Source organism: Oceanisphaera pacifica, from assembly GCF_017498065.1.
Taxonomy (GTDB): domain Bacteria; phylum Pseudomonadota; class Gammaproteobacteria; order Enterobacterales; family Aeromonadaceae; genus Oceanimonas; species Oceanimonas pacifica.
The window spans coordinates 79,945-92,109 of record NZ_JAGDFX010000004.1; the positions used below are offsets into that span (position 1 = coordinate 79,945).

General features: G+C 47.0%; 13 protein-coding genes. 5 read left to right on the plus strand and 8 right to left on the minus strand.

Features of this window, described 5'->3' with window-relative positions; genetic code table 11:
* Nucleotides 1-22: 22 nt before the first annotated feature.
* The 3 genes from J3U76_RS04440 to J3U76_RS04450 form a co-directional block, all read right to left on the minus strand.
* Nucleotides 23-1,360: a sodium-dependent transporter gene (locus J3U76_RS04440; protein ID WP_208004638.1), complete on the minus strand. Its 1,338-nt coding sequence runs from the start codon at nt 1,358-1,360 to the stop codon at nt 23-25.
* A 66-nt stretch (nt 1,361-1,426) separates the two neighbouring features.
* Nucleotides 1,427-2,500, minus strand: a complete 1,074-nt coding sequence (locus J3U76_RS04445) for an AI-2E family transporter (protein ID WP_208004639.1) — start codon at nt 2,498-2,500, stop codon at nt 1,427-1,429.
* Between the two features lie 12 nt (nt 2,501-2,512).
* Nucleotides 2,513-2,734, minus strand: a complete 222-nt coding sequence (locus J3U76_RS04450; RefSeq protein ID WP_208004640.1) for a sulfurtransferase TusA family protein — start codon at nt 2,732-2,734, stop codon at nt 2,513-2,515.
* Between the two features lie 121 nt (nt 2,735-2,855).
* On the opposite strand from J3U76_RS04450, the gene bepA reads away from it, so the two are divergent.
* Nucleotides 2,856-4,298: a beta-barrel assembly-enhancing protease gene (gene bepA, locus J3U76_RS04455; RefSeq protein ID WP_208004641.1), complete on the plus strand. Its 1,443-nt coding sequence runs from the start codon at nt 2,856-2,858 to the stop codon at nt 4,296-4,298.
* Nucleotides 4,299-4,378: 80 nt separating this feature from the next.
* Here the strand turns inward: bepA and J3U76_RS04460 are convergent, their stop codons facing one another.
* Nucleotides 4,379-4,855, minus strand: a complete 477-nt coding sequence (locus tag J3U76_RS04460) for a TlpA family protein disulfide reductase (protein WP_243454069.1) — start codon at nt 4,853-4,855, stop codon at nt 4,379-4,381.
* Nucleotides 4,856-4,975: 120 nt separating this feature from the next.
* On the opposite strand from J3U76_RS04460, the gene arsC reads away from it, so the two are divergent.
* Together arsC and J3U76_RS04470 are read left to right on the plus strand one after the other, a co-directional pair.
* Nucleotides 4,976-5,323: an arsenate reductase (glutaredoxin) gene (gene arsC / locus J3U76_RS04465; protein WP_208004642.1), complete on the plus strand. Its 348-nt coding sequence runs from the start codon at nt 4,976-4,978 to the stop codon at nt 5,321-5,323.
* Nucleotides 5,323-5,700 (plus strand): DUF2069 domain-containing protein, encoded by a 378-nt coding sequence (locus J3U76_RS04470; protein ID WP_208004643.1) that lies wholly within the window; start codon nt 5,323-5,325, stop codon nt 5,698-5,700. Before arsC ends, J3U76_RS04470 begins: the two co-directional genes overlap by 1 nt.
* Nucleotides 5,701-6,002: 302 nt before the next feature.
* Here the strand turns inward: J3U76_RS04470 and J3U76_RS04475 are convergent, their stop codons facing one another.
* The 4 genes from J3U76_RS04475 to J3U76_RS04490 all read right to left on the minus strand — a co-directional run bounded on the left by J3U76_RS04475 (nt 6,003) and on the right by J3U76_RS04490 (nt 9,186).
* Nucleotides 6,003-6,680, minus strand: a complete 678-nt coding sequence (locus tag J3U76_RS04475; protein ID WP_208004644.1) for an ABC transporter permease — start codon at nt 6,678-6,680, stop codon at nt 6,003-6,005.
* A 3-nt stretch (nt 6,681-6,683) separates the two neighbouring features.
* Complete coding sequence (locus J3U76_RS04480) at nt 6,684-7,424, minus strand: ABC transporter permease (RefSeq protein ID WP_208004645.1); 741 nt, start codon at nt 7,422-7,424, stop codon at nt 6,684-6,686.
* A 133-nt stretch (nt 7,425-7,557) separates the two neighbouring features.
* Nucleotides 7,558-8,334 (minus strand): ABC transporter substrate-binding protein, encoded by a 777-nt coding sequence (locus J3U76_RS04485; RefSeq protein WP_208004646.1) that lies wholly within the window; start codon nt 8,332-8,334, stop codon nt 7,558-7,560.
* 84 nt (nt 8,335-8,418) lie between these two features.
* Nucleotides 8,419-9,186, minus strand: a complete 768-nt coding sequence (locus tag J3U76_RS04490) for an ABC transporter ATP-binding protein (RefSeq protein WP_208004647.1) — start codon at nt 9,184-9,186, stop codon at nt 8,419-8,421.
* A 208-nt stretch (nt 9,187-9,394) separates the two neighbouring features.
* Between J3U76_RS04490 and J3U76_RS04495 the strand changes: the two genes are divergently transcribed.
* Both J3U76_RS04495 and asd read left to right on the plus strand, forming a co-directional pair.
* Complete coding sequence (locus J3U76_RS04495) at nt 9,395-10,300, plus strand: LysO family transporter (RefSeq protein WP_208004648.1); 906 nt, start codon at nt 9,395-9,397, stop codon at nt 10,298-10,300.
* A 662-nt stretch (nt 10,301-10,962) separates the two neighbouring features.
* Nucleotides 10,963-12,066, plus strand: coding sequence for an aspartate-semialdehyde dehydrogenase (gene asd, locus J3U76_RS04500; RefSeq protein ID WP_208004755.1), 1,104 nt, complete (start codon nt 10,963-10,965; stop codon nt 12,064-12,066).
* Nucleotides 12,067-12,165: the final 99 nt, after the last annotated feature.

Sequence of the window (12,165 nt, forward strand, 5' to 3'; positions counted from 1 at the left end):
TGACCGCTGATAGCTGTCATTATCACCAACTACTAGCAATAACTAATATTACTAATAGTGGGCAGACTATGCGTACATACCAAGGCCAAATGCGCCAGAAGAGACTCTTAGCCAATGCTGGTGAACCCAGCACTAGCTCTTCAAATAACTTGGTGCGCCCCCACATCCAGCCGCCCAATAACACAAAACCTAACCCCACTAAGGGCTGTATTTGCTGCGTAGATAAGCGAATAACAAAGCCAAATAAGCTGCCAAAGTTAAAACAAATAATCACACTCACTAAAGCAAGCAAACCACCAATAAGCCAGGTCATAATGGGGCGTGGCGCGTTAAAGCGCTCGGTACTATAAGACACAGGCACCTCTAACATAGAAATGGACGAGGTGAGCGCTGCTATGCCCATAAGCACAAAGAAGACTAAGGCCATCACTAACCCAATCGGGCCCATGGTATCGAATAATGCCGGCAATACCGTAAACACCAGGGTGTCGGAGCTGAGTAAGCTGCCGTCTTCTGCATAAATAGTGACGCCGTTTTTCATGGCAACAAACATAGCCGGTAAAATCACTAACCCGGCTAAAAAGGCCACCCCAGTATCAAGCAGGGTAATTTGTAAGGCGGTGCGTGGAATGTCCTCCTGCTTATTTAAGTAAGAACCATACATCAACATGGAGCAGCCACCTATGGTTAGCGAGAAAAAAGCCTGCCCCATGGCGCTAATCAGCAAGTCGGGCTCGAGCACCTTGCTAAAATCCGGCACCAAATAATGCTTAAGCCCCATAATGGCGCCATCTTGGGTTAAAATATAAAAAAACAGCAGTAAGAAGAGCACAAATAAAGCCGGCATAAGTCGGGCCGACCAACGCTCAATGCCCTTGCGCACCCCAGCTTGCACCACCAATATAGTCAACAAATAAAAGACCAAGGTGCCCACAATATTGCGCCCTAGTCCAAAGTCTTGCAGCCAGCTAGTGGCTTGTTCCCAACCCAAAATTCGGGTGACGGCCGCCACTAAAAAGGCCAATAACCAACCGGCCACTATGGCATAAAAAGACAACACTAAGCTTGGCACCAACATACCCGCATAACCAACCAGTGACGCCATGCGTTTTTGCAGTGGATTACGCCCCAGTTTGCGCACTGAGTCTACAGGGTTCGCTTGCCCAAAGCGGCCAATGGCCACCTCCATGACGAGCATCGGAAAGCCCAATAACAGCACCAAGACTAAATAAGCCATTAAAAAGGCGCCACCGCCATTACTGGCCGCCTGAGTGGGAAACCCCCAAATATTGCCCAGTCCCACAGCCGCACCGGCGGCAGCCATAATAAACCCGAAGCGCGAGCCAAAATGTTCTCTCACTATAGTGTCCTTTTGTTTTACTGGTTTGTGAGCGAAAATTAGGCTCACGTTAACGTCTAATTATTGTTATTTTTCGATAAGTGCAGGTGGGTCATCGTGTTTGGGCCACGCATTCACCACAGCTTTCACTAAGGTGGCGAGCGGGATGGCAAAAAACACCCCCCAAAAGCCCCACAAACCGCCAAACAACAGCACCGCCATGATAATGGCGATAGGATGCAGATTAACGGCTTCTGAAAATAAAATGGGCACCAGCACATTACCATCAAGCGCTTGAATAATGCCGTAGGCCACAATGAGATAGAAAAAAGGTGCGGTAAATCCCCACTGAAACAAGCCTACTATGGCCACTGGTACGGTGGCCGCCGCCGCCCCTATATAAGGGATCAGCACAGAAAACCCTACCAATACCGATAATAATAAGGGGTAGCGTAAATCTAACCACATAAAGGTGAGATAACTCACGCCGCCCACAATCAGGATTTCAATGACTTTACCCCGTACATAGTTGGCAATTTGCACGTTCATTTCTCGCCATACGCGGGTAACCAGTTCGCGGTTTTTTGGTAAGAATCGATTGGTACTGTTCAGTAATTGGCGCTTATCTTTCAACATAAAAAACACCAACACAGATACTAAAATAGAATACACCAGTAATACGGCCGCATTGGTCAGTGAGTTGAGTGACACACTTAAAATGGCGTCTGCTGAGCCTAATAAGCGCCCTCGTAAATCATCGAGCACACTTTGTACTAAGGTAATATCAACCAGCTCTGGGTATTCTTCGGGTAAGGTTAATAGTAGCTCTTGGGTTCGGCTGATCATGGCGGGAATTTCTCGAGCTAAATTCGCCATTTGTGATAAGAAAGTGGGCACTATGCTGATCAGCGATAGCACCACTAAAATCGCAAACACCAACTGCACTATGGCCGCCGACAACACTCGCCCCATACCAAGACGCTGCATACGCGTAACTGGCCAGTCGAGTAAGTAAGCCACCACCACTGCTGCAAAAAATGGCGCCAATATATGGCCTAAAAAATACACCACGACAAAGCCAAATAGCAGACTTAAAAATAGCGCCACCGCTCCTGGATCGGTAAATCGTTGCCGATACCAGTGCTTGATCACATCTAGCATTAAACTTGCTCCTTATGGTGCCTTGGTGATAGTCAGTGTTAACACGCTGGGTGTGTCACTCACCACGCTCACCCCATGGCCCATACGTAAAAGATAGGCGGGAATATCTTGTCGAGATCCCGCATCACTAACCAGTAATTGTAACTCTTGCCCATCTGTTGCTGTTTTTAGCCATAACTTGACTTGTAACAAGGGCAACGGGCAGCGCAAGGCGCTAGCATCTAATGTATCCATCGCCCCTCCGGCTAACAAATGAAAAGCATTATCCCTTTGTTAAGGCCATCAAACAATGCTTGTTACCCCTAATGGGGGCAGGTATTCTGCTATAAGTGCATCATAAAACAAGGTAGTTCACATGGGGTTTAAAGCCAGCAAGTTGGCATGGGGGTTTTCTTTGCTGTTTGCCGCCCAGCTTGGGGCCGCAAATAAGCTGCCAGACATCGGCACGGCAGGGGTTAGTGCCATGTCGATAGAGCGAGAAGTGCGCTTTGGCCAGGCTTTTACGCGTTTTGCCAGAGCCAATCAGCCGGTCATTAACGATCCTGTACTTAATGAATATGTAACAGATCTTGGCTTGCAACTGTTATCTCAGGCCGATTCGGTGCGCTTTCCATTTCATTTCTTATTAATTAATGACGACAGCATTAATGCCAGCGCCTTTTTAGGCGGTGTAGTACAACTGCATACCGGCTTGTTTTTATATGCCGAGAACGAAAGTGAACTGGCCTCTGTGATTGCCCATGAAATTACCCATGTTACCCAACGCCATATTGCCCGTTATTTAGAATCTCAATCTCGCAGCACCCCATTAACGGTTGCCGGTTTAGTGGGTTCAGTGGCCCTCGCTGTGGTTAACCCACAAGCAGGCATGGCCGCCTTGCAAACCACCTTGGGCTTAAAAATGCAGTCGGCAATTAATTACACCCGCGATAATGAATTTGAAGCCGATCGCATTGGTTTACGCTTGCTGCACAATGCCGACTTTGATCCCAGCGCCATGAGCAGCTTTTTTCAAAAATTGGCTAATAAGTACCAATTTGCCAGCAACCCACCCCCTATGTTGCTTACGCATCCCTTGCCCAGTAGCCGTATTGCCGAAGCGCGCAGTCGTGCCCAAGACTACCCGAGTAAAAAGTATGTGCAGAGCGTGGACTTTCAGCTAGCAAAAGCCAGAGTCATGGTGCGTTTTCAGCGTAATAACACCGCCAAACTGGCACGCTTTTTTGCACGAGAAGTCACCCTTGGGGAAGATTGGCACCCCGATGCCGCCCGTTATGGCCAAGCATTGGCCTTATTAAAAAACCATGATTATCAAGACGCGCGTCCGTTATTAGAAAAGCTTGCCAGCCAGTACCCTAATAATATGTTTATATTAGATGCGCTAACTGACCTAGATAATGGCCAAGATAGATTTGACGCCGCCCTTACCCGCTTAAAGCGCGCCCAAGGGCACAGACCAGACAATCAGGTAGTAATGATTAACCTTGCAGACACCTTATTGCAAGCAGGGCGTTATCAACAAGCAGCCACCTTACTTGATGATTACCTTAGACGTCACCCCAACAACTTGCTGGCGTGGGAGCTTATCGCCCAAGCCTATCGCCCATTAAGTGATGAGTCGGCCTTTCGCCAAGCACAAGCCGAAGCCGCAGCCTTAAAAGGTCGCTACGACTTGGCGGTGGATCAAATGGAAATTGCCGCCAACCTAACCAAAGATCGCATGCAACGAGCCCGCCTAGGCGCCCGCCTACAACAATTGCGCCAGCAACAAAAAGAATGGGAAGCGTTGAGGAAGTGAGTAGCGCCAAGCTGGAAGCCGAAAGCTGGAAGCCGAAAGCTGGAAGCCGAAAGCTGGAAGCTGGAAGTGTCACTTACAGCTTATGGCTTATGGCTAGGTTTTTTCCAGTACGCTGCTTTTAGGCGGGCTAGGTCGTCGGGCTCTAATTCCCCTTGAATGCTGTCTACCAAATTACCTTTAGGATCTAAGATCATGGTAGTGGGTAAGGCGCTGGGTCTGTCGAATGGCCAGTCTCCGGATAATGATTTTACCACGGGCATGGCCATGTCATAACGATCTGCAAGCTTGGCAAGCTGTTCTTCGGTTAGCTTATCAAAACTGACCGCTAATACTTGTGGGCTTTCACTGGCACTCAATTCATTGAGCAGTGGCATTTCGCGCAAGCAAGGCGCGCACCATTCGGCAAAATAGTTCACCACCAACCATTGGCCGCGATAATCACTTAATGTTTGTTGCTCGCCATTGGCCAAGGTCAAACTGGCTTTCTCACCACAGCCAGCTAAAGACAATACGGCGGCACACAACATAAAAAAGCCAGCACTATATTTTTTTATCATAGCTTCACTCACGTTAGGGATAGGTAAACTTTTCTCTTTTGCCATCGTCCAATGTTAACATCATTGCGTTATCATCCGTCACTGGCATTATATTGTGCGCATTGTCACAGGAGTTTATTCATGAGCCTATGTATTTATCATAATCCCCGCTGTTCCAAAAGCCGAGAGACCCTTGCCTTACTCGAAGAAAAAGGACTTACCCCTAAGGTTATCAAATACCTAGAGACTCCGCCTGATGCAGAGCAAATAGTACAACTTTTGTCATTGTTAGGGATGAGCTCGGCGCGCCAACTCATGCGTACTAAAGAGGCCGTTTATAAAGAGCTGGCATTAGCGGATGAGCAAGACGAACAAACTCTTATCAATGCCATGGTGAACCAGCCTAAACTGATTGAACGCCCTATTGTAGTAAACGGTAATTTGGCCGCCATTGGCCGCCCACCCGAGCAAGTATTGGATATTATATAATGACCACAAAACTAGCACGCTTATTGGCACTTATTGGCTATTTTGGCTTACTGATATGGGTGATCCTCTGGCATGGGGTTATTTCTCCTCACCCGCAGCTGAGTGTCACTTTTATGCTGGTTATCTGGCTACCTTGGTTGCTGATCCCTGTTAAGGGCATGCTCAGTGGCAACCCTTATACTCATGCTTGGGCGGTTTACATGCTAATGCCGTATTTTTTACATGGCGGGGTATTAGTTTGGTCCGATGAAGGCGAGCGCTGGCTGGCTGTGGTAGAGCTGATATTGGCCACCACTATGTTTATCGGCAATATGTATTACGCCAAACTGCGTGGCCGCGAGCTTGGGTTAAGTATTCGTAAGAAGAAAAAAGCTTAAAGCTGTAAACATAAGAAAAGACCAAACCGAGCCCACCACAGGCTCGGTTTTTTATTTGAGATCTTATAAGTAACGGGTGAGATACTATCTAAACCTAGCCCTATTTTTGCAACGGAATCCACAAAATCCACGGAAAAATAGAGATCAGACCTGAAAAATCAAAGCTATATGAGTAAGGGCCAAATACCAAACCATTAGCGGCAGGACTTTTGAACTTACCATTAAAAATCACTTGTAGACCTTATCTCACCTTAATTTTCCGTGTATTCAGTGGCAGAACAGTTTTGAGTATTTAACATCACTTATAACGCTTGAGACCAGCGGTTTTCTAAGCGTCTAAAGCCCCAGACCAATATAAAGGTAAGGCACATATATAATAACCCTGCCGCCAAAAACGCCTCAAAAGGGGAATAGTAACGAGAGTTAACAATGCGTGCTGCACCGGTTAAATCGACGATGGTGATCACCCCTGCAACCGCGGAGCCGTGCAACATAAAAATTACTTCGTTGCTGTAGGCCGGTAATGCCCGACGAAATGAGTTGGGTAAGATAATGCGTCTCAAGGTGGTTAGTCGGCTCATACCATAAGCATAGGCCGCTTCTATTTGTCCCTTAGGCATGGCATTGAGTGCGCCACGAATAATCTCGGCAGTATAAGCGCTGGTATTTAACGTAAAGGCTAAAATGGCACAAAACCAAGCTTGGCTAAATAGCTCCCACGCCATAGATTCGCGCAGCCAAGCCCACTGACCCGCACCATAGTAAATAAGAAACAGTTGTATCAGTAAGGGGGTGCCACGAAAGAAATAAATATAGGCCCAAGCGGGGGCTTTTAATAACCAATGGCGACTGTTACGACAAATGCCCAGTGGCACCGCCACCAGCAGGCCAATAATAAGCGAAACGCCCACCAACCACACTGTGGTATAAAACCCCTGCCAATACACAGGCCACTCGCTTGCGAGAATAGAGAAGTCCATCGTTTACCTCGCCGCTATTGCATAGTGTTGTTCCGCCCACTTCAACAGTGAGGTAGACAATGTGGTGAACAACAAAAAGATAATCGCCACCGCCATATAAAAGGTAAAGGGCAGCTGCGTTGCACCGGCGGCCAACGAAGCCTGACGCACCATATCGTCTAACCCAATAATGGACACTAACGCGGTAGTTTTAAGCAAAACTAACCAGTTATTCCCCAACCCTGGCAGTGCATGGCGCATCATCTGCGGAAATAATACCCGACGCAGTACCATAATGCGGTTCATACCGTAAGCATGCGCCGCTTCTAACTCCCCTTTATCAACCGCTAAAATAGCGCCGCGAAAGGTTTCTGTCATATAGGCACCAAAAATAAAGCCTATGGTTAAAATGCCGGCAATAAAAGGGCTTATTTCTATATAATCAGGCAGATAGCTTACCCATTCATGAGCCGGAGCCTGCCCACCTAACCAGTCGTTAAGGCGTTCATTCAGTGAATACAAAGTGTTATTTAGTAACACCTGACCACCAAAAAAGATCAGCATCATCAAGACTAAATCGGGAATACCGCGAATAATGGTGGTGTAAGCGGTGGCAAGCCAGCGTAGCGGCAAAAAAGCAGATAATTTGGCAAGGGCACCTAGCAGGCCCAGCGTGACTGCCAGTAATAATGAAAACAGCGCCACCTGTATCGTTAGCCCTGCGCCTTCTAACAAGGCGCCTTCGTATCCTTGCAAACCCAGCATAACCACGTCCTATGTTGTTGGCTGTTATTATCCTCTTTTCCCCATCCTTATGGTAAAAGTGGCTAAGCCGATACGCGTCGACTTAGCCACATAAGTTTACCCTGCTAAACACACTAAGGCAGAGGCTATCGGTTTATTCACCGTAAACATCGTACTCAAAATACTTATTATTGACCGCTTCATATTGGCCGTTATCACGCAGCTCTTGAATCGCTTGGTTTAGCTTTTTCTTAAGATCCTTATCTTGCTTACGCACGGCAATACCAAAACCATCACCAAACCACTGCTGATCGGTCACCGAAGGCCCAACAAACTCAAATTGGTCTCCGCCCTCTTTATTTAATAACCCCTCTTCAATGGCGGTAGCATCTAAAAACACATAGTCTACACGGCCGGCTTTTAAATCGAGATAGGCTTCATCAGCAGTGCCATAGCGCACTAAGCTGACGTCTTTGCCAAAGTTATCTGTCAGGTATTTATCGTGAGTGGTCGCAATTTGTACCCCAACTCGCTTGCCCTTAAGACCGGCTTGGCTAAGATCAAGCGGAGTGCCTTTTTTAGCCACAAATTTATTGGGGACAAGGGCATATTTATTGGTAAAATCGACGGTACGCTTGCGCTGCTCGGTAATGGACATAGCCGCAAGAATGGCATCGTATTTACGGGCTAATAAGCCAGGAATAATGCCATCCCAATCTTGGGCCACCAAGTCACATTTTACTGCCATTTGTTTGCATAAGGCATTGGCCATATCAACATCAAAGCCTTGCAACTCCCCCTCTTTATCTGTCCAAGAAAAAGGAGGGTAAGCTCCTTCAATGGCAAAACGTACCGTATTCCATTCTTTAGCTTGCACAGAGCCTGCTGCGAAGGTGGCCATGATAGCCCCTGCTACTAACCATTTTTTCATCTCATTACTCCTTGTATTGTGCTTGAAATATCCGTTTATAATGACTGCTTGCTTAGTTTAGCCCAGCAATAACATTAGCCAAGCTTAATAGACTGACGATATAAATTGTTTAAAACGCTCGGAGCTTGGATTGGCAAATACCTGTTTGGGATCTCCCTGCTCTTCTACTATCCCTTGATGCAAAAACATCAACTGATTAGACACTTCTTTGGCAAAGCTCATTTCATGGGTCACTACCAACATAGTACGACCTTCTTCAGCCAGATTACGCATCACTCCCAACACCTCGCCCACTAATTCAGGATCCAGTGCCGAGGTGGGCTCATCAAACAACATCACTTCGGGATCCACCGCCAGCGCTCGGGCAATGGCCGCCCTTTGTTGTTGGCCACCGGATAAATGATTGGGGTAAGCAGCACATTTGTCGTATAGGCCGACTTTTTGTAGTAACGCCTCGGCTTTTTCAATCGCCTCTTTTTTAGGCACTTTTAGCACATGAATCGGCACTTCGATAATATTTTCTAATATCGTCATATGTGACCATAAATTAAATCCCTGAAAGACCATGGCTAGCCGAGACCGAATACGCTCAACTTGGCGCATACTTACCGGCTCTCGCTTACCACGCTTGTTGGTGCGCATTTCAATAAGCTCACCATGTAAGCGCACCTCACCCGCAGATGGAGTTTCGAGTAAGTTAATACAGCGTAAAAAGGTCGACTTACCAGAACCAGAGGAACCAATAATAGAGATCACATCACCCTTTGAGGCACTAAGATCAATGCCTTTTAGCACTTCAAGGTCACCGTAGTGCTTGTGCAAACCCGAAATTTCAAGGGCAGCTTTATTCATCCGTGCAAATCCTTGTTCCATTGCCGACAAGACGGCATACTCGTTTAGGGTTAATAGCTTGTTAACCGTCTCTAAAAGCTATCACCAGTCTCAAGTAATCACAACACAATCACTAAACAGAACAAACGAATAACCAAGAACTCGCCTGTATTAGAATAAAACGGGTGGGATTTGTGGCAGACACACAGAGAAATGGAAGATAAATACTATGTACGCCGGCCTACTGCTCGTTTTGTTGCCCCTTGCCTTGGGCTATTGTGTGCCTTGTCGCTCACAATCTATCTTAAAGCTACTTAATGTGGTGGTAGCACGCATGATTTACCTCATCTTATTTTTAATGGGGATAAGCTTGGCGTTTGTCGATAATTTGGTTAGCCATTTAACCACCATTTTTACGGTTAGTTTGGTATTTCTTGTCTGCATTGCTATCGCCAATTTAGCCGGTTTATGGCTAATCGATATACGCCGCGGGCGCTTAAATCCTCACCCTGGGGCACAGGCAATTAGCAAGTGGGCCTTATTGCTTGATTCAGTGTGGCTGTGTTTGGTGATTTTAGCTGGTGTGGCATTGGGACACCTACTGGATCCTGAGTGGTTTGATGTTGATGCTTTAAGCGAATGGGCACTCATGTTGTTATTGCTACTAATTGGTATTCAATTGCGCAACTCGGGTATGGGATTAAGGCAAATATTACTGAACCCTTGGGGGCTAATTATCGCCTTGGTGGTGCTGGTTAGCTCTTGGGTTGGCGGCGTGGCGGGGGCATTAATATTGAATATGCCATTAAGCCAAGGGTTGGCGCTCTCGTCGGGTTATGGCTGGTATTCGTTGTCGGGCATTTTAATTAGCGATCAATTAGGCCCAGTATTGGGCAGTGCCGCTTTTATTAACGATTTAGCTCGCGAGTTAGTGGCCATTATATTGATTCCAACCTTAATGCGCCGCCACCCTTCTTGTGCCGTAGGTTACGGGGCGGCAACAGCCATGGACTTTACGCTACCGGTATTACAACGCTCTGGCGGCGTGGCCATTGTTCCTGTGGCCATAGTATCGGGCTTTGTGCTTAGCCTGGCCGCCCCTATTTTTATGCTGTTTTTTCTGTCGCTGGGGTAAGAAATAAAGCGTGAAGCCTAGAGCTAGAAGCTCATCATATCTTTTTGTTGATGTTTGAGTAGAAGTCAGGCAGAGCGCGCTACTCCGCTCGACTCGCCGCTGGGATAGCCACCTTCGCTGGGCAACAGCTGCAAATATTCACAGGGTATTTGGTCCATTACCCAGCAAAGGTACACGGCAGCAAGCTGCCCCATACGGGCTCCGCCGCGCTATCTGACCGCCAAGGATGGCGGGAATACAGAAATGGCAGGAGCATTTTTCTGCCCTAGCGCGGAGGGTCGACGGAGCAGACACTCTCTGCCTTCACATTAGCATCTGAGCTGACTGTCACTACAAACAGTCCACACAGAAACATAAAGAAGAGACGGGAGGTATTGTCATAGCCAACCGCATGGATGCGGGTTAAGCGAATTGGCGTAGGCAAACCTGGTGTATCTTCCTGCGTAATGACATTTTACAGACTTGTGACTAAGTAACAGGCGTGAAGTTAAAGCAATCCTATTCTTCTAGCTTTCAGCTTCTCGCTTTATTTTGGTGCTTTTTGAGGCCTAACTGGTCTTTTTTTGAGCTAAAAAACCTTTATTTCTTGCACCTGCGCGCCTAATCGGTATTGTAAATAAAGAAATTTGATTTACTTACTTCCAAAGGAAGGACATTTAATGATGAAAACTGTAGGTTTAGTCGGTTGGCGTGGAATGGTCGGTTCAGTATTAATGAGCCGCATGGTTGAAGAAGGTGATTTCTCTCGCATTAAACCGGTCTTTTTTACCACTTCTCAAGCAGGTCAACCCGCTCCCGATTTTGGCACCGACGCTGGTACCCTGCAGGATGCATTCGACATAAATGCACTAAAAGAGTTAGACGTAGTACTAACCTGTCAGGGCGGCGATTACACCAATGAAGTGTATCCAAAGTTGCGCGAAGCTGGCTGGAATGGCTATTGGATTGATGCTGCCTCTGCTCTGCGTATGGATGACGAAGCACTGATAGTGTTAGATCCGGTTAACGGTAATAATATTAGCCAAGCTTTGGCTAATGGCGCTAAAACCTTTGTTGGTGGTAACTGCACTGTCAGCTTAATGACAATGGCATTAGGTGGCTTACTCGAAAAAGATTTAGTTGAGTGGATTGCCGTTTCTACATATCAAGCCGCCTCCGGTGGTGGTGCGCGCCATATGCGTGAGCTTGTTACTCAAATGGGCATGCTGCGTGATGAAGTGGCAACAGAACTTGCCGATCCTGCATCTGCTATTCTTGAGCTTGAGCGCAAGGTCACAGAAAAAACGCGCAGCGGTGAGCTTCCCGTTGATAACTTTGGCGTACCGCTAGCCGGCAGCTTGATCCCTTGGATTGACTCTCAGTTAGAAAATGGTCAAAGCCGCGAAGAATGGAAAGGCCAAGCTGAAACCAATAAAATTTTAGGCACAGATAAAGTCATTCCTATTGATGGTTTGTGTGTGCGTGTAGGTGCACTGCGCTGCCATAGCCAGTCGTTTACCATCAAGCTAAAAGAAGATATTTCAATTCCTGAAATTGAAAAGATATTGGCAGAGCATAACGATTGGGTAAAAGTGATCCCCAACGATCGTCAACGCTCAATGGATGAACTGACGCCTGCTGCTGTTACTGGCACGCTAGACGTTCCTGTTGGCCGTTTACGTAAGCTAAACATGGGCCCTGAGTACCTGTCTGCCTTCTCAGTAGGCGATCAGCTATTGTGGGGGGCCGCCGAGCCACTACGTCGTATGCTGCATTTGCTGCCTTAAACGAGGTGCAGCACACAATAGAAGAAAAATAAGCGGGCTAATAAGCCCGCTTTTTATTAGGCTACGGCAGTCTTTTTAATTAGTGTCTAATCATCTGAT

Coding starts and splice junctions, on each gene's coding strand:
- J3U76_RS04445 (WP_208004639.1), bottom strand. CDS start 2,500: ATGCTAGATGTGATCAAGCACTGGTATCGGCAACGATTTACCGATCCA.
- J3U76_RS04450 (WP_208004640.1), bottom strand. CDS start 2,734: ATGGATACATTAGATGCTAGCGCCTTGCGCTGCCCGTTGCCCTTGTTA.
- bepA (WP_208004641.1), top strand. CDS start 2,856: ATGGGGTTTAAAGCCAGCAAGTTGGCATGGGGGTTTTCTTTGCTGTTT.
- J3U76_RS04460 (WP_243454069.1), bottom strand. CDS start 4,855: ATGATAAAAAAATATAGTGCTGGCTTTTTTATGTTGTGTGCCGCCGTA.
- arsC (WP_208004642.1), top strand. CDS start 4,976: ATGAGCCTATGTATTTATCATAATCCCCGCTGTTCCAAAAGCCGAGAG.
- J3U76_RS04470 (WP_208004643.1), top strand. CDS start 5,323: ATGACCACAAAACTAGCACGCTTATTGGCACTTATTGGCTATTTTGGC.
- J3U76_RS04475 (WP_208004644.1), bottom strand. CDS start 6,680: ATGGACTTCTCTATTCTCGCAAGCGAGTGGCCTGTGTATTGGCAGGGG.
- J3U76_RS04480 (WP_208004645.1), bottom strand. CDS start 7,424: ATGCTGGGTTTGCAAGGATACGAAGGCGCCTTGTTAGAAGGCGCAGGG.
- J3U76_RS04485 (WP_208004646.1), bottom strand. CDS start 8,334: ATGAAAAAATGGTTAGTAGCAGGGGCTATCATGGCCACCTTCGCAGCA.
- J3U76_RS04490 (WP_208004647.1), bottom strand. CDS start 9,186: ATGAATAAAGCTGCCCTTGAAATTTCGGGTTTGCACAAGCACTACGGT.
- J3U76_RS04495 (WP_208004648.1), top strand. CDS start 9,395: ATGTACGCCGGCCTACTGCTCGTTTTGTTGCCCCTTGCCTTGGGCTAT.
- asd (WP_208004755.1), top strand. CDS start 10,963: ATGAAAACTGTAGGTTTAGTCGGTTGGCGTGGAATGGTCGGTTCAGTA.